The 22774-nt window shown below is 73.7% G+C and carries 19 protein-coding genes and 2 pseudogenes; 12 read left to right on the forward strand and 9 right to left on the reverse strand.

Annotated elements, in window-relative coordinates:
• Positions 1-250 precede the first annotated feature (250 nt).
• The 5 genes from ACFWUY_RS26265 (at position 251) to ACFWUY_RS26285 (ending at position 6743) form a co-directional block, all read left to right on the forward strand.
• Positions 251-493, forward strand: coding sequence for a hypothetical protein (locus tag ACFWUY_RS26265; RefSeq protein ID WP_384114008.1), 243 nt, complete (start codon positions 251-253; stop codon positions 491-493).
• Positions 480-2084 carry a phytoene desaturase family protein gene (locus ACFWUY_RS26270; RefSeq protein WP_384114011.1) on the forward strand — a complete coding sequence of 535 codons (1605 nt, stop codon included), beginning with the start codon at positions 480-482 and terminating at the stop codon, positions 2082-2084. Before ACFWUY_RS26265 ends, ACFWUY_RS26270 begins: the two co-directional genes overlap by 14 nt.
• 155 nt (positions 2085-2239) lie before the next feature.
• Positions 2240-4471: a catalase gene (locus tag ACFWUY_RS26275; RefSeq protein ID WP_384114014.1), complete on the forward strand. Its 2232-nt coding sequence runs from the start codon at positions 2240-2242 to the stop codon at positions 4469-4471.
• Between the two features lie 109 nt (positions 4472-4580).
• Entirely contained in the window at positions 4581-5435 is an 855-nt protein-coding gene (locus ACFWUY_RS26280; RefSeq protein ID WP_384114017.1) for an SDR family oxidoreductase, read from the forward strand.
• Positions 5436-5576: 141 nt separating this feature from the next.
• Positions 5577-6743, forward strand: a complete 1167-nt coding sequence (locus tag ACFWUY_RS26285) for a glycosyltransferase (protein ID WP_384114020.1) — start codon at positions 5577-5579, stop codon at positions 6741-6743.
• A 99-nt stretch (positions 6744-6842) separates the two neighbouring features.
• Here the strand turns inward: ACFWUY_RS26285 and ACFWUY_RS26290 are convergent, their stop codons facing one another.
• Both ACFWUY_RS26290 and ACFWUY_RS26295 read right to left on the reverse strand, forming a co-directional pair.
• Complete coding sequence (locus ACFWUY_RS26290; RefSeq protein ID WP_384114023.1) at positions 6843-7214, reverse strand: DoxX family protein; 372 nt, start codon at positions 7212-7214, stop codon at positions 6843-6845.
• Positions 7215-7270: 56 nt separating this feature from the next.
• Positions 7271-9541, reverse strand: coding sequence for an AAA family ATPase (locus ACFWUY_RS26295; protein ID WP_384114026.1), 2271 nt, complete (start codon positions 9539-9541; stop codon positions 7271-7273).
• A gap of 460 nt (positions 9542-10001) precedes the next feature.
• Here ACFWUY_RS26295 and ACFWUY_RS26300 point away from each other — a divergent pair, with 460 nt between their 5' ends.
• The 6 genes and pseudogenes from ACFWUY_RS26300 (at position 10002) to ACFWUY_RS26325 (ending at position 16288) form a co-directional block, all read left to right on the forward strand.
• Positions 10002-10673 (forward strand): phosphoribosyltransferase, encoded by a 672-nt coding sequence (locus ACFWUY_RS26300; protein ID WP_384114029.1) that lies wholly within the window; start codon positions 10002-10004, stop codon positions 10671-10673.
• A 347-nt stretch (positions 10674-11020) separates the two neighbouring features.
• Positions 11021-11425, forward strand: coding sequence for a ChaB family protein (locus ACFWUY_RS26305; RefSeq protein ID WP_384114032.1), 405 nt, complete (start codon positions 11021-11023; stop codon positions 11423-11425).
• 94 nt (positions 11426-11519) lie between these two features.
• On the forward strand, positions 11520-13403 hold the full coding sequence (locus tag ACFWUY_RS26310; protein WP_384114037.1) for a transketolase: 1884 nt from the start codon (positions 11520-11522) through the stop codon (positions 13401-13403).
• Positions 13404-13964: 561 nt separating this feature from the next.
• Positions 13965-14312, forward strand: a pseudogene (locus ACFWUY_RS26315) (glycosyltransferase); the annotation flags it as partial.
• A 132-nt stretch (positions 14313-14444) separates the two neighbouring features.
• Positions 14445-15629, forward strand: a complete 1185-nt coding sequence (locus ACFWUY_RS26320; RefSeq protein ID WP_384114080.1) for an alcohol dehydrogenase catalytic domain-containing protein — start codon at positions 14445-14447, stop codon at positions 15627-15629.
• A gap of 182 nt (positions 15630-15811) precedes the next feature.
• The gene (locus ACFWUY_RS26325; RefSeq protein ID WP_384114040.1) at positions 15812-16288 is read left to right on the forward strand and encodes a hypothetical protein; all 477 of its coding nucleotides are present in this window, start codon (positions 15812-15814) and stop codon (positions 16286-16288) included.
• A gap of 287 nt (positions 16289-16575) precedes the next feature.
• Here the strand turns inward: ACFWUY_RS26325 and ACFWUY_RS26330 are convergent.
• The 7 genes and pseudogenes from ACFWUY_RS26330 to ACFWUY_RS26360 all read right to left on the reverse strand — a co-directional run bounded on the left by ACFWUY_RS26330 (position 16576) and on the right by ACFWUY_RS26360 (position 21921).
• Positions 16576-17312 (reverse strand): annotated as a pseudogene (locus ACFWUY_RS26330) (DUF6766 family protein).
• A 478-nt stretch (positions 17313-17790) separates the two neighbouring features.
• A complete protein-coding gene (locus tag ACFWUY_RS26335; protein ID WP_384114047.1) occupies positions 17791-18972 on the reverse strand; it encodes a hypothetical protein in 1182 nt (393 codons plus the stop codon).
• 94 nt (positions 18973-19066) lie between these two features.
• Entirely contained in the window at positions 19067-19231 is a 165-nt protein-coding gene (locus tag ACFWUY_RS26340) for a hypothetical protein (protein WP_384114051.1), read from the reverse strand.
• 39 nt (positions 19232-19270) lie between these two features.
• Complete coding sequence (locus ACFWUY_RS26345; protein ID WP_384114056.1) at positions 19271-19777, reverse strand: DUF5709 domain-containing protein; 507 nt, start codon at positions 19775-19777, stop codon at positions 19271-19273.
• 47 nt (positions 19778-19824) lie between these two features.
• Positions 19825-20073 (reverse strand): DUF6480 family protein, encoded by a 249-nt coding sequence (locus ACFWUY_RS26350; RefSeq protein WP_384114060.1) that lies wholly within the window; start codon positions 20071-20073, stop codon positions 19825-19827.
• 89 nt (positions 20074-20162) lie between these two features.
• Positions 20163-21128, reverse strand: coding sequence for an LLM class F420-dependent oxidoreductase (locus tag ACFWUY_RS26355; protein WP_384114063.1), 966 nt, complete (start codon positions 21126-21128; stop codon positions 20163-20165).
• A 76-nt stretch (positions 21129-21204) separates the two neighbouring features.
• On the reverse strand, positions 21205-21921 hold the full coding sequence (locus tag ACFWUY_RS26360) for an SRPBCC family protein (RefSeq protein WP_384114067.1): 717 nt from the start codon (positions 21919-21921) through the stop codon (positions 21205-21207).
• A 186-nt stretch (positions 21922-22107) separates the two neighbouring features.
• Between ACFWUY_RS26360 and ACFWUY_RS26365 the strand changes: the two genes are divergently transcribed.
• Positions 22108-22656 (forward strand): isochorismatase family cysteine hydrolase, encoded by a 549-nt coding sequence (locus tag ACFWUY_RS26365; protein WP_384114071.1) that lies wholly within the window; start codon positions 22108-22110, stop codon positions 22654-22656.
• Positions 22657-22774: the final 118 nt, after the last annotated feature.

Raw genomic sequence — 22774 nt, forward strand, 5'->3', positions numbered from 1 at the left:
CTCTCAGCTCCCACCGCGCCCCGGCGGGGCGGGGGATCCGCCCGACGCGGGCGACCGGTGGCGCTGGAGGAGCTCCACGGGCCCGGCGTCGAAGCGCTGGCTACGGGCGCGTGATCCCCGCCTCGTGAGGGAAACCGCCGCCCCGGGCGCATGAAGTGTCCGGGGAGGGGTCAGACGCCGGGGCATGAGAAGGCGTGGCGGGTGAACGGGCGCCGCTCACGAGTCACCGGAGTCACCGGGAGGACCTCTCATGGCCCTGCGTCATCAGCTCATCCGCAAGCCGCCCGCCGAGGATCCGGAGACCGGCCGGCACCGCTCGGCCTCCGGCGTCGCCGTCCGGTCGCGTCACCGCGCCGTGCCCGCCGGGCCGGTCCTGCTCGTGTGGCCCGAGCCCGAGCCGGAGCCGGGGCCGGGGCCTGACGCGGAGGAGACCGAGGAGGACGGGCGGACGGAGGCGGGTCGGGGAAGGAGCGGTCCTCGTGCCGGCGCCTGACGCGGTGGTCGTCGGCGCCGGTCCCAACGGTCTGGTGGCGGCCAACGTCCTCGCGGACGCCGGGTGGCGGGTCGTCGTCCTGGAGGCCCAGGACGAGCCGGGCGGAGCGGTGCGCAGCGACCGCGGTGTCCATCCCGACCACGTGCACGACCTGTTCAGCGCGTTCTACCCGCTGGCCGCCGCCTCTCCGGTGATCCGGGCCATGCGTCTCGAGGACCAGGGGCTGCGCTGGACGCACGCCCCGACCGTCCTCGCCCATCCGCTCCCCGACGGGCGGTGTCCGGTGCTGTCCCGGGACCTCGAGAGGACGACCGCGTCCCTCGCGGGCTTCGCGGCGCCCGACGGCGACGCCTGGGAGCGGCTCTACCGCCTCTGGCGGCAGGTCGACGACGATCTGATCGGGTGCCTCTTCACCCCGTTCCCCCCGGTCCTGCCGGGGCTGCGGCTCGCCGCCCGCACCGGCCCCTCCGACGGTCTGCGGCTGGCCAGGACCATGCTGCTGCCGGCCCGGCGGTTCGGCGAGGAGCACTTCGCCGGCGAAGGCGGCAGGCTCCTGATCGCGGGCAACGCCCTCCACGCCGACCTGGGGCCCGAAACCGCTCTCGGAGGTGGCTTCGGCTGGCTCATGTCCATGCTCGGCCAGGCCTACGGCTTCCCCGTGCCCACCGGTGGAGCGGCCGCTCTCACCCGGGCGCTCGTCCGGCGGCTCCAGGCCCGCGGCGGGGTCCTCCACTGCCGTCGTACGGTGACGCGCGTCGTCGTACGGGATGGCCGCGCCGTCGCCGTCCGCACCGAGGACGGCAGCGAGATCCCCGCGCGCCGCGCCGTCCTCGCCGACGTACCCGCCCCTCTGCTGTACGGGCGCCTGGTCGCGGAGGAGGACGTGCCGCCGCGGCTCCGCGCGGATCTGCGTCACTTCCAGTGGGACCTGTCCACGGTCAAGGTCGACTGGGCCCTCGCGCGTCCGATCCCCTGGACCGCCGAGGGGGCGCACGGCGCCGGGACCGTCCATGTCACCGACGGCGTCGACGCCCTCACCCGGTTCGCCGCCCAGCTCGCGACGGGACACGTGCCCGACGTGCCCTTCACCGTCCTCGGCCAGATGACCACGGCCGACGCGACGCGCTCCCCGGCCGGTACGGAGTCGGCATGGGGCTACACGCACGTGCCGCAGGAGATCAGGGGCGACGCCGGGGACGACGGTCTCCGGGGGCGGTGGGACGAGCGGGAGAAGGACGTCGTGGCCGCGCGCGTGGAGGCGGGCATCGAGCGTCTCGCGCCCGGGTTCCGCGCGTCGGTCCTCGCCCGGCGCGTCCTCGGGCCGCCCGACCTGGAGCGGCTGAACGCCTCCCTCGTCGGAGGCGCCGTCAACCAGGGCACCACCAACCTGCACCAGCAGCTGTTCTTCCGTCCCGTGCCGGGCACGGGACGCCCGGGGACCCCGATCCGGGGCCTCTACCTCGCCTCGGCCACCGCCCATCCGGGGGGCGGCGTCCACGGCGCACCCGGTGCCAACGCCGCCCGGGCCGCCCTCCGCTCCCACCGGCCGCTCCGAGCGCCCCGCCGCCTCCGGCCCCGGCCCTTCCGCTGAGCCCTCCGGTGAGCCCTCCGCCGGGAGCGAGGTCCCGGCGCCCTTCACCGCCCACCCCCTGATCGGCTCAATTCGGCGCGATATGTGCTTTTCGGGGCATCTGTGACAGGGCAGGCGTGGAAGCACAAGACATCCATCGGAACAGGAGCGTCCTCATGACAGCGAACCCGACCCCGGAGCCCGACGTCCCCGGCCGGCCCGGCGCCAAGCCGTCGTCCCTGGAGGAGCCCACGCGGCCCCACGGCCCGCTGCCGCCCAAGCCCGACCAGAGCGGCCCCGAGACCGTCAGCCCCACGGGTCAGGCCACCGGGGAGGACCCCGCCCGGTCGGCGCAGAGCGGCGCCCACCTGACCACCGCGCAGGGCGCCCGGCTGTACGAGAGCGACCACTCGCTCAAGGCGGGCAGCCGCGGTCCCGTACTGCTCCAGGACCACCACCTCCGCGAGAAGATCACCCACTTCGACCATGAACGGATCCCCGAGCGCGTGGTCCACGCGCGCGGGGCGGCGGCCCACGGCGTGTTCCGGAGCTACGGGACGGCGAGCCGGCTGACGAGGGCCGCGTTCCTCGCCGACGACGTGGAGACGCCCGTGTTCGTACGGTTCTCCACGGTGCTCGGCTCCCGGGGTTCGGCCGACACCGTACGTGACACCCGCGGGTTCGCGACGAAGTTCTACACCGAGGAGGGGACGTTCGACCTCGTCGGGAACAACATCCCGGTCTTCTTCATCCAGGACGCCATCAAGTTCCCCGACATCATCCACGCCGGCAAGCCGCACCCCGACCGGGAGATCCCGCAGGCCCAGAGCGCCCACGACACCTTCTGGGACTTCGTGTCACTGCACACCGAGGCCACCCACCACACGCTGTGGAACATGTCCGACCGGGGCATCCCCCGCTCCTACCGGATGATGGAGGGCTTCGGCGTCCACACCTTCCGTCTCGTCGCCGACGACGGCGGGACGACCCTGGTGAAGTTCCACTGGAAGCCCCGGCTCGGCGTGCACTCGCTCGTCTGGGAAGAGGCGCAGATCATCGGCGGGACGGACCCCGACTTCCACCGGAGGGACCTGTTCGACGCCATCGAGGCGGGCGCCCACCCGCAGTGGGAGCTCGGCATCCAGACGTTCCCCGACACCCCGGAACAGACCTTCGAGGGCATCGACCTGCTCGACCCGACGAAGATCGTGCCGGAGGAACTCGCCCCCGTACAGCCGGTCGGTCTGCTCACCCTCAACGCGAACACCAAGAACTTCTTCGCCGAGACGGAGCAGGTCGCCTTCCACCCCGGCCACCTCGTGCCCGGCATCGACATCACCGACGACCCGCTGCTCGCCGGGCGTCTCTTCTCCTATCTGGACACCCAGATCAGCAGGCTCGGCGGCCCCAACTTCGCCCAGTTGCCCATCAACCGGCCGCACGCTCCCGTCAACGACATGCTGCGCGACGGCATGCACCAGACGGCCGTCCACACCGGTGTCGCCCCCTACCGCCCCAACTCCCTCGACGGCGGCTGCCCGTTCCTCGCCGGGGCGGACACCGGCGCCTACATCGAGGCGCCGGTCCAGGTCCCGACGTCGAACAAGGTTCGTAAGGCGCCGCAGTCCTTCGCGGACCACTTCGGGCAGCCCCGGCTCTTCTGGCTGAGCATGACGCCGACCGAGCGCGAGCACATCATCGCGGCGTACACCTTCGAGCTGAGCAAGTGCTACGAACAAGCGGTGAAGGAACGCGTCCTGACGGTCCTCGCCAACATCGACCCCGTTCTCTGCGAAGGCGTCGCCACCGGTCTCGGCCTCTCCGTCCCGCCGGCGACGGAGCCGTACGCCGAGGTGCGCCCCAGCCCCGCGCTCTCGCAGCTCGGCGAGACGTGGCCGCTCGACGGACGGGTCATCGGCATCATCGCCGACGAGACCGACGCCCGTGGCATGGAGGCCGTACGGTCGTTCCGCGAGGCCGCCCTGAGCGCGGGAACGGTCCCCCTGGTGATCGCCGCGGCCGGTGGCGTCCTCGACGCCGACGGGGAGGCGGTCACGGTGCAGCGGACGTTCGCCGCCGCGCGGTCCACCGAGTTCGACGCCCTGTGCGTCGTCGCGTGCCCCGCTCCCGGGCTCGACGCGCAGGGCGTGCGGGACGCGAAGGCCGGCCATGCCACCACCGACGCGCCGCTCCTCGACCCGCGTGTGGCGCTGCTGCTCACCGAGGCCTACCGCCACGGGAAGGCCATCGGCGCGACCGGCGAGGGGGCGACCGCCCTGGAGGCGGCCCGGCTGTCCGCGGACGCGCCGGGCGTCGTCCTCGGCGAGGACACCGGGCAGGTGCTGTCCGAGCTGGCCGGGCTGCTCGGCCGTCACCGGGTGTGGCAGCGGTTCCCCGCGTCCCTCTGAGACACAGCCGAGTTCGCACCCACGCGAGTTCACCCGTACGCGAGTTCATCCGCGCGTGAGGTCGCGCCCATTCACGCACACGCACACGCACCGGAAGGCAGAGCAGATCATGGACACGCAGCACAGCCGGCAGGCGGGCACCGGGCCGTCCGCCGTCCCGGACGATCTCGTCTTCCGGCCCCTCACCGCCGTGGTCACCGGTGCGGACTCCGGCATCGGACGGGCCGTCGCCGTCCGGCTGGCCGAGCAGGGCCTCGACGTCGGCATCACCTGGCACAGCGACGAGGAGGGCGCCCACGCCACCGCAGAGGAGGTGCGGCGGCACGGCCGCCGCACCGTGGTGGACCATCTCGATCTCACTCGGCTCCCCGAGGCCGCGGACGTCGTCGACCGGCTCGGGGACGCGCTCGGCAGGATCGACGTCCTCGTCAACAACGCGGGCACCGGCACCGCCACGCCGTTCCTCGACCTGGACCTCGCGACCGTCCGGGACGTCCTGGACGTGGACCTGGTGGGGCCGCTGCTCTGCTCCCAGCGGGCGGCCCGGCGCATGATCGCCCAGGGCGGCGGTGGCCGGATCGTGAACGTGACGTCCGTCCACGAGCACCAGCCGCGCGTGGGCGCGGGACCGTACTGCGCGGCCAAGGGCGGCCTGGGGCTCCTCACCCAGGTCATGGCGCTCGAACTGGCCGAGCACGGCATCACGGTCAACGCCGTGGCCCCCGGCGAGATCGCCACGCCGATGACCGGCCAGGAGGACACCGACGTACGGCGGGAGTCCCGGCCCGGTGTGCCGCTGGGGCGCCCCGGGGACGCGCGGGAGGTCGCCGCCGTCATCGGTTTCCTCGCGGGTCCTGACGCCTCGTACGTCACGGGCGCGTCCTGGGCCGTGGACGGCGGCATGCTGCGCATGGGTCCCATGGCCGGATCGCATCTGCGGGAGGACGACTGGCGGCGCCCCTGACCACCGGCGGGCGGGGGCGCGGGCGGCGAGGTCCGGACCGTGCCGCAGAATGGGCGGCCTGGACCGGAACGTGCCGACCAAGGGGGCCGCGCAGTGCGGGTGTTGTTGTCGACGTACGGATCGCGCGGAAGCGTCGAACCGATGGTGGGTCTCGCGGTGCGGTTGCGGGAGCTCGGTGCGGAGGCGCTGGTGTGCGCGCCGCCGGACGAGGAGTTCGGCGGACTGCTGGCCGGTGCCGGTGTACCACTGGTGCCCGTGGGGCAGCCGGTGCGTCCGCTCGTGGCCTCGGTGAAGCCCGGGTCCGCGGTCGGCCTGGCGCGGCGCGCGGCCGATCTGATCGCCGCCCAGTTCGACACCGTCGCCGCGGCCGCCGAGGGGTGTGACGCGCTGGTGGCGACCGGACCGCTGCCCGTGACGGCGGGCGCGCGGTCGGTGGCCGAGAAACTGGGCATCCGTTACGTCCACGCGAGTCACCAGCCGGTCGTCCTGCCGTCGCCGCACCGGCCGCCGCCCGGGCGGCGGGGCCGGCCGCTGCCCCCGGGGGCGCACGACAACCGAGCACTGTGGGACTGGGACGCGCGGAACGCGAACGACATGTTCGGTGCGGTAATCAACGCGCACCGGGCGGCAATCGGTCTGCCCGCCGTGGACAACGTCCGGGACTACGCCTTCACCGACCGCCCGTGGCTGGCCACCGATCCGGTCCTGAGCCCGTGGCCGCCGACGGGTCTCGACGTGGTGCAGACCGGCGCCTGGCTCCGCCCCGACGCACGTCCGCTCCCACCGGAGCTGGTGGCGTTCCTGGACGCCGGTACGCCCCCGGTGTACGTGGGTTTCGGCAGCCTGCCCCTGGACTCCCTGAAGGACATCGCCCGGGTGGCTGTCGAGGCGGTCCGCGCGCTGGGCCTCCGTACGATCGTCTCCCGTGGCTGGGCCGGTCTCGAACTGCTCGACGACCGGGACGACTGCCTCGCCGTCGGCGAGGTGAACCATCAGAAGCTGTTCCCACGGACGGCCGCCGTCGTGCACCACGGCAGCGCGGGCACCACCACGACGGCCACCCGGGCCGGGGTGCCGCAGGTGGTGGTGGCACAGGGGGCGGACCAACCGTACTGGGCGGAGCGGGTGACCGAGCTGGGTGTCGGCGTGGCGCACGACGGTCCGACGCCGACCGTCGAGTCCCTGTCGGCCGCGCTCGGGACGGCCCTGGCCTCCGGGACCCGGGCGCGGGCGACCGCCGTGGCCGGTACGGTCCGCACCGACGGGGCGACGGTGGCCGCGCGCCTGCTCCTCGACGCGGTGGGCTGAGGAGGACGCCTGCCCTCCTTCTCGGCGCGTCTTCCTTCCCGGTACGTCCTCCTTCGCGGCGCGGTCTACTCCTCGGCGCGGTCTCCTTATCGGAGCGGTCTACTTCTCGGGGCGGCCCGCCTCGCGGGCCATGAGGATCAGCGGGATCTGGAGGGGAAGCCGTCCGTACGCGAGGGCCTTGGCGGGCGTCGAGCGGTTCCGCCAGTCGTAGGCCATCTTCACGTTGGCCGGGAACACTCCCGCGAAGAACAGGGCGGTGGCGCGGGCGGTGGCCCGCCGGGTCGCCGGCAGCGCGAGGCCCGCGGCCAGCGCGAGCTCGACCACTCCGCTGGCCGTGGTCCAGGTCCGGGGGCTGCCCGGCAGGGCGCGCGGCACGATGGCGTCGAACTGCTTGGGAGCGACGAAATGGGCCACGCCCGCGGAGGCGAGCAGACCGGCGAGCAGGAACGCGGAGCGTGCGGACGAGGGCATCGGATTCCTTGGGTCGGGAGGATACGGCGCTGGGGAGGCCGCAGGGGAAGCCTTGGTTACTGAGCGGTAAGTATGCCGTGGTCAAGGGCTTCCTGTCCCGCCCCCCACATCGGGGAACCGCAGCCGTGGTCGTCGTCGCGCGCGGGCGTCCGGGGGCCGTCGGCGGGCCGGTCCAGGCGGTCGAGCAGGCGGCGGAGCGCGGTGTGCGCCTGCGGGGCGGTGTCCGGGCCGGTGGTCAGGTGCGCGAGGGCGCGGTGCGCGCGGTGCCGTGCGCGGCCGGTGCGTCCGGCGCCGTGGTCGGCGACGGCGCGGGCGTAGTGGGCGAGGGCCGTGGCCCAGGCGTCGTCGCGGTTGCGCGCCTGGGCGAGGGCGCGGCGGGCGGTGCCCTCGGCGGCCCGGGGCGCGGCGTCGGCCTGGACCACGGCCAGGGCGGCGAGGCTGACGGTCGGCGGAGGGCCGCCGGGGGCCGTCTCCGGGATGGTGTCGGCCGCTTGGCGGTAGTACCGGACGGCCGCCTCCGTGTCCCGCCGCCGCCAGGCCAGTGTGCCGTGGACATGGGCGATGCGGCCGACGAGGGCGTCGTCTCCGGCCATGACGGCGGCCGGCCAGGCGAGGGCCAGGAGGTGGTGGGCCGTTCGCGGGTCGTGGCCGGCGGTCAGCCAGGCCGCCAGCCATCGTCCGCGTGCCAGGAACGGGCTGTCGGGCGGGAGATGGGACAGCAGGCCGAGGAGGAGCCGGCCGCCTTCGCCGGCGTGGCCGTGGACCGCCCACCAGAACCAGAGGCGCAGCACGATCTCCACGGCCGTCTCGACGTGCTCGGCGTGCTCGACGTGCTCGGCGTGCTCGACGTGCTCGGCGTGCTCGACGTGCTCGGCGTGCTCGACGTGCTCGACGTGCTCGACGTGCTCGACGTGCTCGGCGTGCTCGACGTGCTCGACGTGCTCGACGTGCTCGACGTGCTCGGCGTGCTCGACGTCGTCCGGGCGGTCGGCACGGGGAAGCGCGCGAGGCACGAGCGCCATGAGGTCGTCGTGTTCGTCCAGGACGATCCGCAGCGCCTGCTGCTGCAGCCCCATGTGCCAGAGCGTCTCCGCCACCGCCGCGACGCCGCGGTAGTGGATCGCGTGCCGGGCCAGCGCTGCCCCGTACTCCCCCGCCCGCCGGAGCCGTTCGGCGCCGAAGTCCCGGGCGGCCCGCGCCATGCGGTACCGGGGCCGGCGCACCCCGCCCGGCTCTCCGGCCACCACCCGCAGCACCCCGGCGGCGCTCAACAGGGCCAGGCCCGCGGGGACGTGGTCGGGATCCACGCCGGGCCCGGAGCAGAGAAGGACGGCCGCCGCCTCGGCGAACGAGCCCTCGAAGACGCTCGCGCGGTGCCAGATCCTCCGGACGACCGGATCGCACAGGGCGTGGACCGCGCCGATCGAGGCGCGCAGGGACCGGTGGCGGCGGAGCTCGGGACCCGGGCCGGTCAGCCAGCACTGGTCCGCCTCCAGGCGGAGGCCGAGTTCGCCGAGCGTCCCCTCGCCCAACTGACCGGCGGCCAGCTCGATCGCGAGGGGCACCCCTTCCAGAAGCCGGCACACCCTCCGTACCGCCGGCATGTCGGACTCCTCGACCGGTCGGCCGCCACGCGTGCGGGACGGCGCGCGGGACAGGAAGAGCTCGACGGCGGGGGGCGGTTCCGTCCCGCCCGCCGGGGAGTCGACCGCCAGCGGCGCGAGACGCACCACGTGTTCGTCGCCGAGGCCGAGCGCGCGGCGGGCGGTGACGAGGACGCGCAGCTCGGGCACGGCCATCAGGAGTCGCTGGACCAGGCCGACGCACTCGGTGTGTACGGGATCGACGTCGTCGAGGACCAGCAGGAGGGGCCCGGCCGGGACGGCACGCACCGCCTCGACGACGTCCAGGTCGGTCCGCGCGACGGCGGGCGCACGGCGGACGGCCGGGGTGTCCGGACCCGTCGGAGCCCCGGCCGGGATGCCCTCGCACGGTGGCGACCCAGAAGCTGCGTCCGGGCCTGGCGACGACCCGGTTTCGGTGTCCGCACGCCGTGGCGTTCTGGTCGCGCTGTCCCCGCGCGGCAGCGGCGACCCGGTCGGGGCGGTGAGGGCGCGGACGAGCCGTGCCGTCAGCGCGCGTGGCCCGACGGGCACACCGTCGTGCCAGCGCACCCGGACCACGGTCCGCCACGCGTCGCCGCCCGGGGAGGCCGCGACGGCCAGGGCGAGCCGGCTCTTGCCGATGCCGACCGCTCCCGTCACGGTCACCAGCCGGTGCCGGGCCAGGGCCGCCCGGAGTTCGGCCAGCTCGCCGTCACGGCCCACCAGACCGCCCACTCCCCTCGACCGGTATCCGGATACCGGCCCGGGACCGTCGGCCCGCGTCCACACGTTCGGGTACTCCACAGCCTTGTCGCCATCGCTTCCCGTCGGGGGCGCCGCACTTCCGAGGTCTCGTTTCGGCACGGAACCCGCAGGCCCAGCGTGCAGAACCGTCACTGCAAGCGGCGCCACGGCAACCCCAACGCGCGACCGGCACGCCAAGTGGCGCCGGCGGACGCCGGACCACCCTCCATGACGAACACCCGAACGTCTGACGCAGACAAGTCACCGACGGCCGGCGCCGGCCTCGACGGGGGCGGCCCAGGTGTCGAACAGCCGCGTCCCGTCGCCATTTCCGACGCCGAACCGGGTAGTCGCCCGTGTGCCCGGGCTTTCGGCGGCGTGGGCCCGTCAGCGGTCCCGTCAGTGGCGCCCGGCCTCGTAGAAGGAAGGATGATCTCCGATGCGGTTCCACGATCACCGACAGGCCGGACAGGAACTGGCCGCCAGGCTCGTCGACCGGGCGGGCGAGGGCGACTTCGTCGACCCCGTCGTTCTCGCCCTCCCGCGCGGTGGGGTGCCCGTCGCGGCGGAGGTCGCCCGGGCGCTCGGAACCACGATGGACGTGCTGGTGGCACGCAAGATCGGGATGCCGGACCGGCCGGAGGTCGGCGTCGGGGCCGTCGCCGGCGAGGACCCGCCCGTGTTCGACGAGGAGATCCTGGCCATGCTCGGGATGAGCGAGGACGAGTTCGCCTCCGAGGTGGCGCGTCAGCGCACCGAGCTGCACCGTCGCGAGGATCTGTACCGGCAGGGCAGGCCCGCTCCGGCGACGGCCGGCCGGACCGTCGTCCTCGTCGACGACGGGCTCGCCACGGGCGTGACCGCGCGCGCCGCCCTCCGCCGTCTCCGGGGCACGCACCCGGCCCGGCTGATCCTCGCCGTACCGGTCTGCTCGCCGGAGGCTCACGCCGCCATGCTCCGTGAGGCCGACGAGGTCTTCTGCCTGCACCGGCCGGACTCCTTCCGGTCGGTCGGACAGTGGTACGAGGAGTTTCCCCAGATCACCGACGGCCAGGTGATCTCCACCCTGCGCAACCCCCGGATCAGCCCCGCCGGGACGACCGGACGCTGATCCGGTCCTCGGGACCGGGCGTCACGAGCCGCACCACGTCGACGGAAGGCCGTACAAGGTCGCACAAGGCCGCGTAAGGCCCTATACGGCCAACGACATCGTGAGGCCTGCGGCGTCCCGTCCACGGGTCTCGCGACGGGGCCGACGACGGACTCGGCGGCCGGCGGTGGTCCCGGCCTCATCACACCCGTCGGCCGGTCACTCGCCCTTCTTGTCCGGGCCGGGCGCCTGCTCTGGCTCGTCCGCGGCGGGCCGTGCCGTCGCCCTGTTTGCGGCGCGGCCGCGGGGGCACCGCAGGGGGTGGTGCCCCCGCACCGCCATGTCCCGTCCGTCACCGGAGGTGACCCATGCCAGGGCGAGAAGAGCTCCCCTCGACACTGGAGCGTTCCCCCGAGGCGGCACGGCGCACCTGGATCGAGGCGCACGACTCGGCCGTGGAGCAGTACGGGGAGGGCGAGCGGGCCCATCGCGTGGCCTTCAGCGCGCTCAAGCACTCGTACGAGAAGGTCGGCGACCACTGGGAGCGCAAGGAGCAGGGCCGCAGAGGGCCGTCCGACCCCCGCGCCGCGACGCCCCGGGAGCGGCCCGCCCGCAGCGGTGAAGGCGTCGACGAGGAAGCCACCAAGCAGCACCTGTACGAACTGGCCCGGCGGCTGGACATCGGTGGCCGCTCACGGATGAGCAGGCCCGAGCTGCTGGAAGCGATACGCAAGGAGAACCGTTCGAGGACGCGCGAAGCCCGTTCCCGCTAGCCGCCCCGAGCGCTCCGGGCGGCCACCGTTCGCCGGAGCGCTCCTTCGCGGCGGTACGGGCCGCCCCTCGGACCCGGCTGAAAGGACCTCCGTCATGACCGCGTCCCCCACGACCACCACGCTGGGCCCTGACAGCGACATCGATCAGGTCTTCGAGCTCGCGCAGCAGCTCCGGGTGGATTCCGTGCGGGCCAGTACGGCCGCGGGGTCCGGGCATCCCACGTCCAGTCTGTCCGCCGCCGACCTGATGGCGGTCCTCATGGCCCGCCATCTGCGCTACGACTGGGACGCGCCCGACGACCCGGCGGCCGACCACCTGGTCTTCTCGAAGGGGCACGCCTCGCCGCTGCTGTACGCCATGTTCAAGGCGGCCGGCGCGATCGGCGACGAGGAGCTGATGACGACCTACCGCCGCTTCGGCCACCGGCTGCAGGGCCATCCCACCCCCGTGCTGCCCTGGGTGGACGTGGCCACCGGCTCGCTCGGCCAGGGCGTCGCGTACGGCGTGGGGATCGCGCTGGCGGGCCGGGATCTGGAGAAGCGGGACTACCGGGTGTGGGTGCTGTGCGGAGACAGCGAGATGACCGAGGGCTCCGTGTGGGAGGCCCTGGACAAGGCGGGGCACCATCGGCTCGCCAACTTCACCGTCCTCGTCGACGTGAACCGTCTCGGTCAGTGCGGCCCCACCGAACTGGAGTGGGACACCGCCGTCTACGCCCGCCGCGCCGAGGCGTTCGGGTGCCGGGCACTCGTCGTCGACGGCCACGACCTCGAAGCGGTCGACCGGGCCCTGACCACCGTCGCCGACGGGCAGGGGCCCACGGTCGTCGTCGCGAGGACCGTCAAGGGGCGGGGCGTGGCGGAGGTCGCCGACAAGAACGGCTGGCACGGCAAGCCACTGCCCGACGACATGGCGGAGCGAGCCGTCGCGGAACTCGGCGGCGTACGCGATCTGAGGGTGCGCGGCCCCCGGCCGCCCGCCACACCGCCCGCCGACGGCTCGGAGGTCCGGGCCGCCGAGCCCGCCGCCCTCCCTCACTTCGAGGTCGGTGACGAGGTCGCCACCCGCGTCGCCTTCGGCGGCGCCCTCGTCACGCTCGGCGACCGCCCCGAGGTCGTCGTCCTGGACGCCGAGGTCGGCAACTCCACCCACGCCGAGGACTTCCGGGCGGCCCACCCCGATCGGTACTTCCAGAGCTACATCGCCGAGCAGCAGATGATCGCCGACGCCGTCGGCATGGCCGTGCGCGGATTCCGGCCGTACGCCACGACCTTCGCCGCCTTCCTCACACGCGCGCACGACTTCATCCGCATGGCCGCCGTCTCGCAGGTCGACATGGCCCTGTGCGGAACGCACTGCGGCGTCGAGATCGGCGCGGACGGCCCCTCGCAGATGGGGCTCGAAGACCTCGCCATGATGCGTGCCGTCCTCGGCTCCACCGTTCTCTACCCCAGCGACGCCACCTCGGCGGCGGCCCTGACCGTCGCCATGGCCGACCTCGACGGCATCTCCTATCTGCGCACCACCCGAGGCGCCCATCCGGTGCTCTACCCGGACGGCGAGGCCTTCCCCGTCGGGGGCGCGAAGGTCCTCCGGCACGGCGAGCACGACCGGGTCACCCTCGTCGGCGCCGGTGTCACCCTCCACGAGTGCCTCGCCGCGGCGGAGCGGCTGGCCGACGACGGTCTGCACGCGCGCGTCGTCGACCTGTACTCGGTCAAGCCGGTCGACACCGACGTCCTCGCCCGCGCGGCCCGGGAGACCGGTGCCGTCGTCGTCGTCGAGGACCACCGCCCCCAGGGCGGAATCGGCGAAGCCGTGCTGTCCGCCCTCGCTTCGGCCGGTCAGCACCCCGCCTTCGCCCACCTGGCCGTCACGGGTCTTCCGGGCTCAGGCACCACCGACGAACTCCTCGACGCCGCCGGCATCTCGCGCGGCCATGTCGTCACGGCCGCGCGCCGACTCGCCGGGCGGTAGCCCTCGGATGCTCGGTCCCGACCCGGCCTCGGGGCACGGCCCGTGTCGGGTGCGGCCCGTGAACGCGGTCATGTCGGCACGCGGCCCGTGGAACAGTCCGGGGCGGGTGTGGCTCGGGCGCGCGGTCCATGGGAACAGCCCGTGTCAGGTGCGGCTCGGGCGCGCGGTGCACCGGCGGTGTACGCCGGTGCACCCGCCGGCGCTGTGCGCCGGTGCCGCTGCCCGGCAGGGAGGGGAAGCATCCGGGCAGTGGCACCGGGCGGCTGCCCGGACGCGGCAGGCCCATGCGTGACCGGTTCGCTGGAAATGCCCGTATCCGAGGAGTAGCGCGGCTCGGCACGGGTAACCGCACGACCGGACCCAGGCGGGCGCTCCAGGACACGCGGTCCGGCCCGGGAATCTCCCGGTAGGCGCCCCCGATCCACCCCTGACCTCTCGCTCCGCGTACCGGGACAAGCCCCCTCCGCCGACACCGGAAAGGTCTCCCCATGCGTGTACTCGGCGTCAACGCCCTCTTCCACGACCCCGCCGCCGCCCGGTCGGATCGACGCGGACCCGGAGGTGCGGCGGCTGCGGGCCGTCGCCGAGGAGGCCGGGGTGGCGGACCGCGTACGGTTCGCGGGCGCCGTGCCGCCCGCGCTCGTTCCCGCGCCCGTGCGGGGCGCCGACGTCGTGCTGTGTCCCGCGGACTACGAGCCGTTCGGCATCGTGCCGCTCGAAGCGATGGCCTGCGGCCGGCCCCTGGTGGCCAGTGCCGTGGGCGGGCAGCTGGACTCGGTCGCCGACGGAGTGAACGGGCGGCTCATACCGCCGGGCGACCCGTCCCTCCTCGCGGCGGCGGTACGGCTGCTGCTCGCCGATCCGGCCCTGCGCGCGGAGTACGGCAGGGCCGGGCGGCGGCGCGTCCTCGAACGGTTCACCGGACGCGGGTCGCGGCCGCGACGGAGGAGTCCTACCGGGCGGTCGTCGCCGCCCACGCACCGATGGCCGCGACGCTGTGAGGCGCGCGGCACGACGGACAGAGAACGGGAGGTGACAGCGATGAAGGCCGTCACGTGGCAGGGCCGGCGGCAGGTCTCGGTGGAGACGGTGCCGGACCCCGTCATCCAGGAACCCACCGACGTGATCGTACGGATCACGTCGACCGGGCTGTGCGGATCCGACCTCCACCTGTACGAGGTCCTCGGGCCGTTCCTCGATCCCGGGGACGTGCTCGGGCACGAACCGATGGGTGTCGTCGAGGAGGTGGGCCCCGAGGTGAGCCGGCTGCGGCCGGGCAGCCGTGTCGTGGTGCCGTTCAACGTCTCGTGCGGCACGTGCGCGATGTGCGCGGGCGGGCTGCACTCCCAGTGCGAGACGACACAGGTCCACGCGTACGGCACGGGCGCGGCCCTGTTCGGGTACACCAAGCTGTACGGGCAGGTGCCGGGCGGGCAGGCCGAGTACCTGCGCGTCCCGTTCGGGAACACCCTCCCGATCCCGGTGCCGGACGGGCCGCCCGACGACCGCTTCGTGTACCTCTCGGACGTGCTGCCCACGGCCTGGCAGGCCGTCCACTACGCGGACGTGCCGCCCGGCGGTTCGGTCGCGGTGCTCGGTCTCGGCCCCATCGGGGACATGGCCTGCCGGATCGCGCTGCTGCGGGGGGCGGACCTCGTCATCGGCATCGATCCCGTGCGGGAGCGGCGCGACCGGGCGGCGGCCCGCGGCGTACACACCCTGGATCCGTCCGGCGCCGATGGCGAACTGGTCGAGCGGGTACGGGACCTGACGGAGGGACGGGGACCGGACGCGGTCGTCGACGCGGTCGGCATGGAGGCCCACGGGGCGCCGGTGGTCAAGGGCATGCAGACGCTGGTCGCACATCTGCCCGACGCTCTCGCCGGGCGCCTGATGCGGCGTTACGGCGTCGACCGGCTCTCCGCACTGCACCTGGCGGTCGAACTGGTCCGCCGCGGGGGCACGGTGTCGCTGGCGGGGGTGTACGGAGGCGCGGCCGACCCGATGCCGCTCTTCGCGATGTTCGACAAGCAGATCCAGCTCCGCATGGGGCAGGCGAACGTCCTGCGCTGGGTCGAGGACCTGCGGCCGCTCCTCACGGACGACGATCCGCTGGGCGTGGACGACTTCGCCACGCACCGCCTTCCGCTCTCCGGGGCACCGGACGCCTACGAGATGTTCCAGGGCAAGCGGGACGGCGCCGTGAAGATCCTGTTCACGCCGTGAGGCGGCCGTTCGGGCTACGGGGCGGCCACGGGCGTGCGGCCAGGACGGCCCCGCGACGGCCGTCGGCGTACGCGCCCGGGAAGCGACCGCTTCCCGGGCGAGTGCGGGCCCCGGCAACGGGTACCCGCCGCGGCGAGACGACCCCGCACGAGACGTGCGTACCGAGGAGGAGGTGGTGCGTGATGCCCTCCAGCACCGTACGAAGGGCCGTGGGCCGGTGGCGGCGGGCGGCGCCGGGCGTCCTGGTGGCCGCGAGCGCGGCGGTCGTGCTCGCCCTGGCCGGCTGCTCCGACGGCGGGTCCGGCGGCGCCGCCGACGAACGGGCGGACGCCAACGCGGCCGTCTGCAAGGAGCTGGCCGACCTCCGGGACCACAGCACCAAGATGCGCAACGTGGACAGGTCCGAGACCGTCCAGGGCATCCAGGACATCAGGGCCGACATGTCCGACGACATGGAGAGCGTCCAGAAAGCCGCCGACGAGGCCGGTGTGAACACCGACGCGCTCCAAACCGCCTTCAAGGAGCTGGACGTCACCATGGACCACCTGGACAGGAACATGAACGCTCCGGCCGCGCTCGACCAGGTCCTTCCGCACCTGGACAAGCTGGACAAGCAGATCACGGACACGGAGGACCTCGCCGGATGCGTCCGGGAATGAGGCAGGGGAGCAAACTTCGGGAACACCGGATCGGAACACCCCTGACGAGGTGGGCCGTCAGGGGTGCCCGTCGCTCGGACGCCGGTCGGCGAGGGGCTCGCTCCGGTCGGCGAGGGGTGCCGCCCGACGGGGAGCGGCGCACACCATGGCAACGTCATTCCCGCCCCGCCGGCAGCACGCCGTCGTCACCGGCGGCGCCGTTTTCGTCGGTTCCCACCTGTGCGCCGCGCTGCTCGACCCGGGGCCGACGGTGACCGGTGTCGTCGCGGGCGGCATGGAGACGCCGTTCATCGGAGGCGTCCTGGCCCTGAGGGACCGGGTGGGCGTGGAGGGCGACGTCGTCGGCCCTCCACCCCCGTGGAGGTGTGGGTGGCGCCCACCGGCTTGGACTCCGGTGACCCTCGCTGTCTCAGGTAGACCGCGAGGATCACCATCGAGGCGACGGCGAGCAGCTCGGACCGCCGGTTCTGGAGCGTGCGGTTCCAGAATTCGGCGGAGAGGACGTACGTGCTCCAGCCGATCGGGTCCTGGAGTTCACGCAACTGGTTCTCGTTGCAGACGACCAGGCCGGTGAGGGACCGGGTCAGCCAGGACAGCAGGAAGATCAGACACATGACGGTGCCGAGGGAGTTCGGGTAGAGGCTCTGCCTCAGCCCGCCGACCGAGGCGGAGCGGGGCGACTCGGGGGTCGCGTACGTACCGGTCCTCTGCTGCTCGTCCGTCTCGCGGCCGACCCTGTCGAGCGGCTTCGACTCCGGCGAACCGCGCTGCACCGGCCAGACGGTGCCGAAGACGAAGAGGAAGAACGGGAGGAACTCCGACCGCCAGTTCTCGGTGACGTCGACGAGGAAGTCGGAGGTCAGCACGTGCTCCCCGCATCCCATGGGGGCAGGGCGGCCGAGGTGAGGACGGTGTTGAGCTCGGCGCATCCGGCGGCGGCCTGCCCCATGAGGGTGAGGAGGAACGCGCCGCCGAAGGCGAGGGTCAGACCGTTCTCGCGGAGGAACCGCACGAGGCCGCTCATCGCTGCGTCACCCCCACCGTGATCGCGAGGGCCAGGCCGGCGAAGACCAGCACCAGACAGAGCACGGACAACAGGCGCACGTCAGCCCCCCCTTCACTTCGCACCGGGCCGGGCGGTCCGGCCTCGGGGCGCAGCCGGCCGCCGTCACCTTCCAGCCGTCCGGGAAGGAGGCGAGGAAGACGACGCTGTCGCGCGCGAACACGACGCGGGCCTGTTGCCCGTAGACGTCGGTGGAGAGGGGTTCGCCGGTCGCGGTGGCGGGGTCGAGTCCGGCCAGGACGGCGAGGCAGGGGCCGTCCTCCTCCACCTCTTCGCGGGTACCGGGCGCCAGCGCCTCGCACGCGCGCCCCGGATCGGACGCGCGCGGCGCCGCCCCGAACCCCACGGCCGCCGACCGTGCGGCGGACGCCCTCTGTTCGACGTCACCGCATCCGGCGGGGAGAAATGTCGGTACGGCTGCCGAAGGGGCGCGGGGCCGTCACGGGGCCGCCGTCGGGGAGGACACCGGCCCCGGGGCCCAGCGCAGCACGGCACCGAGACCGCCGGCCGGCCCCGGCATGTCCTCCGGGACCACGAGCACTTCGGAGTCGGCGGCCACACAGGCGCGCAGCAGGGCGTCGTCGGCGCGGGCCTCCTCCGGTCGTCCGCCGTACCCCCAGGCCCTGGCCTCGGTACGGCCGAGGGCGATGTCGGTGGCGCCGGAGCCGACCCACACGTGACGGCCGGCGTCGGACGCCTCGTGACCGAGCAGCAGGGTGGCCACCTGGTGCTCCCTGGCGGCCTCGACCACGGCGGGTACGCCTTCGGCGGCCGGGCCGGGGGCGGTGTCGACGGTCGACTCGCGGTGCTCGCCGGGTCGCCCGCGGCCCGCGCGGAAGGTGTCGAGCGCGCGCCGCACCCGTTCGCGGGCGAACCGCGAGCGTGCCTCCTCGATCTGCCGGCCGAGGTGCTCGGTGGACGCGCCGGGTGCCCGGCTGCCGTGCTCCACCTCGACGGTGACGCTCCGCGTCTGCTGCGGGAGCCGCTCGTGCACGGTCCTGCGCTCGCGCGCGTCCCCGGCCAGGACGAGCAGCGTGCCGCCGTCCTGGGGGCAGCGCCGCGCGAGTTCGGCGGCGATGATGTCGGCCGTCTCCTCCCAGGCGCCCTCGACCTTGTTGCTGTAGTGCCATTCGTACCGGTCCTGCGGGATGCTGCGGTGGCCGCGGCCCTGCCACTCCTCCCCCGCGACCTGGCCCACACGCTCCCTGCTCCGGGAGTCCCACAGTTCCAGGTCGGCGCCCGTGCGGTCGATCAGGGCCACCAGGCACCGGGGTTCGTCCCCGTGCAGGAACATCAGCGGCGCGATGTGCGGAAGGGCCGACCAGGTCACCTCGGCGGCGGGCGGGGCCGTCGCGAGGGGGAGGTCGAGCACGATGTCTCCGGCCGTCGCGAAGAGGGCACGCCCCGGGGGCGCCCCGGAGGCCTGCTCGGCGGCCAGCCGTTCGGCGATCGCACCGACCGTGACCGGGTCGACGCCCTCGTCGACGAGTTGTCCGAGCACGGAACGGTCACGCAGTTTCTGGATCTTCGCCGCGTCCTCGGTGAACCTGCTCGTCTCCATGAAGACGGAGGCCCAGGGGCCGGGGCGTTCGAGGAGCGGCTTGAGGAAGTCGAGGTCCATGGTGTCCCCAGAGGTGTCGGAACGGACGGGAGCGCCGGAGTCCTGCTCCGGGCCGCGCGGTCTTCCTCCCTTCCCGTAGGGGTCTGATTCCTTCTCACATGCCGGGGCGCCTCTTCGTCTCCTGTTCCTCGTCCTCCTCCTTCCCGCGCTCGCCCTCCGCCTGGGAGGGGGTGGTCTGCCGCATGACGTCGTCGCCGTCCCCCTGCAACCGGTCCTGCCGGGAACGCTCGGTGTCGCGCTCGTTCATGCGCTCGTTCATGGCGTCCTCCACTGCGTCAACTGCGTCGGGGTGTTTCGGTCAGGAGGCTTCGGAAGGGCGCGTGCCCTCGGTCTCGTCCGCCGCGGTGTCCACGTGCATCGCGGCCTCCTCCGCGGGCGCGGCGCCGTCGTCCAGGCCGACGTCCCGGGCGACGGCGCGGTCGATTCGGCCCGGTAGCGTGTCGACCGGGGCGAGCCGTCCGGCCCGGGTGGCGCCGGCCTGCTCGTCGACGGGTTCCCCGGCGCCTCCCGGGAGGTCCCCGATGCCGTCTCCCTCGGGTGCCGGCTCGTCAGGGGTTTCCTGAGCGAGCCGTTCGTCGAGCGATTCGCCCTCCCGCTGTTCGCGCTGCGTGGTGCCGTGCCGGGTGACGCCCCGCGGCCGTTCGGGCGGGGAGTAGCCGGGGACGGACATGTCCTCGAGCGGATCCGTCACGATCGCGTTGTCCGGGTCGAGGTCCCCGGAGGGCCGGTTGGACACGTCGGAGTGGGTGGGCTGGTACACGTCGTCGCCGCGGGCCTCGTCCGGCTCGGAATCGTTGGCGGCCATGGCCGGTTCCTCTCGTCTGAGTGGGTACGGGTGGGGCCGGGGTCCGGTCAGTCGGTGGCGAGCACGATCGCGTACACCACGAAGAACAGGGCGCACACCACGGCCAGCGCCCACACGATCAGGAGCGGGCCCTTCCCCCAGCCGCGCCGGGGCGGCCGGTACGGGCCGGTCCCGGTGCTCGTCCCCGACTCCGCGGGTGGTGTCTCGCCCGGTCGGGTCGCGTCGCCGGGGGCGTTCCGGGCGTCGGCGCCAAAGAGGTCCCGGGGGTCGGGGTCGGGGTTGCTCGGTCCGGTCATGACGTTCATCTCCCTGCGTGGTTGCGGAGGGGCCGGTGTGCGCGCGGACGACCGGCGACGACCTGACGAGACGGGTCCGCGGCAGCCCCTTACATGGCGCGGAGCGCGGGCAGGAGCGTCGTCTCCGCCCAGCGGAGGAAGGACTTCTGGTGCGCACCGCCGACCTGGACGAGGGCGAGGTCGGTGAACCCGGCCTCGGCGAAGGGACGGACCGCTTCCACGACGGCGTCGACGTCGTCCCCGCAAGGGATGCTTTCGGCCACGTCCTCCGGACGGATGTGCTCGGTCGCCTGGGCGAACCCCGCCGGCAGGGGAAGCTCGGCGTTGAGGCGCCAGCCTCCGAGCGACCAGCGGAACTGCTCGTGGGCGCGGGCCACCGCCGCCTCCCGGTCGGTGTCGTAGCAGATGGGCAGCTGCCCGATGCGGGGCTTGCCCGCTCCGCCCCCCGCGTCGAAGGCGTCCAGCAGCTCGCGCTTCGGTTCCGTGGCGATCAGCAGGTCGCCGTGGCGCCCGGCGAGGGCGCAGGAACGCGGCCCGGACACGGCGATGCCGACGGGCGGTGGTGTGCCGGGGACGTCCCACAGCTTGGCGTCGTCGACCTGGAAGTGGCGTCCGTGATGTGTCACGTGGTCCCCCTTGAAGAGGGCGTGGATGATCTCGGCGGCCTCGTCGAGCATGTCCAGGCGGACGCGGGCCGAGGGCCAGCCCCGGCCGACGACGTGCTCGTTGAGGTTCTCGCCCGAGCCGAGTCCGAGCCGGAACCGGCCTTCGGACAGGAGTTGTACGGTCGCCGCCTTCTGCGCGACCACCGCGGGGTGGTAGCGGAAGGTCGGGCAGGTCACGTAGGTCATCAGGGGGATGCGGGAGGTCGCCTGCGCGGCGGCTCCGAGGACGCTCCACGCGTAGGGCGCGTGCCCCTGCGACTCCAGCCAGGGGAAGGAGTGGTCGGAGATCACGGAGAAGTCGAATCCGACCCGCTCCGCCTCGACGACGTGCCCGACGAGCTCACGGGGGCCTGCCTGCTCGGTCATCATCGTGTATCCGATGTGCATCATGCCCCGCGACTTGCCACGCCGGGCACGCCTGAAACGGGCCTTCGCCGAGACACTTCGGGACGCCCGGCCGGCCCGGTCACATGCCGGGCCGCGGACCGGGGTCGTGGGGCCCGGGCGGGACGGGCCAGGACCGGTCGGCCTCGGACGCGCCGGTCGATCCGGGCTCCGTCGTCGGACCGGGCTCCGTCATCGATCCGATTTCCGTCGTCGGGACGGGCGCGCTGTTCGGTCCTGGCAGGTTCTTCGGCCCGGGTTCCTCCAGGACCTGTCCGGGGTCCTCGCCCGTCGGGGCGCCCGTGGAAGTACTCGGTCCCGCGTCGGTGGCGGTATCGGCGTCGGCCGGGCGGACACGCCCGCGCCAGCCGCCGGTCTCGTGGCCCCGCCCCTCGATGAAACCCTTGAACCGCTTCAGATCACCCCTGACCCGCCGGTCCAGCAGCCCCATCGCGTCGGCGGCCTTCTCCATCACGCCCTCGGTCTCCACGTCCATCGCCAGCCGCACCCGCGTGTGCTCGGCGTCCAGCTGCTGGAAACTCACCGTCCCCACCTGCCGGACGTCGCCCCCGACCGTGCGCCACGTGACCCGCTGGTCGGGTAGCTGGTCGACGATCTCGGTGTCGAACTCGCGCGTCGCCCCCGCCACCTTCGTCCGCCAGTGCAGATGCCGGTCGTCGATCTGACGGACGTCCTCGACACCCTCCATGAAACGCGGGAACTCCTCGAACTGCGTCCACTGGTCGTACACCGTCCGCAGCGGAACGTCCACGTCGATCGTCTCCTCGACCTTGCTCATGGCCCTGCCTCCCGGAAGTCGTCACGGACCCTCACGACCGCGACCTCGCGGTCGCCCCGCGCGTACCCGACGACACGCACCTCACTCCCGGCCGGATGGCGCCTCGAGGGCAGAACGGTAACGTGGACGTTCGTGGACGAACCGGGGCCTTACGGACACGGTCGGCCGGAGAACCGGGAGTCGGTCTTGGCGGAGTACGCGCTCGTCGTCATCGACATGCTCAACACCTATCGGCACGAGGACGCGGACGAACTCGTTCCGTCGGTGGAGCGTGCCCTCCCCGGCATCGTCGATCTGCTACGACGTGCCCGGGCGGCAGGGGTCCCCGTCATCTACGCGAACGACAACTTCGGCCGTTGGCGCTCCCACCACGGCCAGATCCTCGACATGGCGCTGTCCGGCCGCCACCCCGAACTGGTGGAGCCGGTCCGGCCCGACGACGACTCCCTGTTCGTGGTCAAGGCCCGCCACTCCATCTTCTACGAGACGCCTCTGGCCTATCTCCTGGGCAGCCTGGGCGTCGACGCGCTCGTCCTCACGGGCCAGGTCACCGAGCAGTGCGTGCTCTACTCCGCCCTGGACGCGCACATCCGGCATCTCGACGTCACCGTCCCCCGCGACGCGGTGGCCCACATCCACGGGGACCTGGCGGACGCCGCTCTGCGGATGGTGGAGCGGAACATGGGCGGGCGGATCGTCGACGCGGCCGACATCCCCTGGGGACCCCGCCGGTGAAGTGGAGGCGGGGCGGGGGCGCCCGGGGGGGGGCGCCGGCGGTGGGACGCTCGATGGGGGCTCCTCACGCCGGCGGCGGGCGGCCCGGTGCGGGCGACAGGGGCGCTCCGCGCGCTGT

The sequence above is a fragment of the Streptomyces sp. NPDC058664 genome (genome assembly GCF_042716635.1).
Classification (GTDB): Bacteria; Actinomycetota; Actinomycetes; order Streptomycetales; family Streptomycetaceae; genus Streptomyces.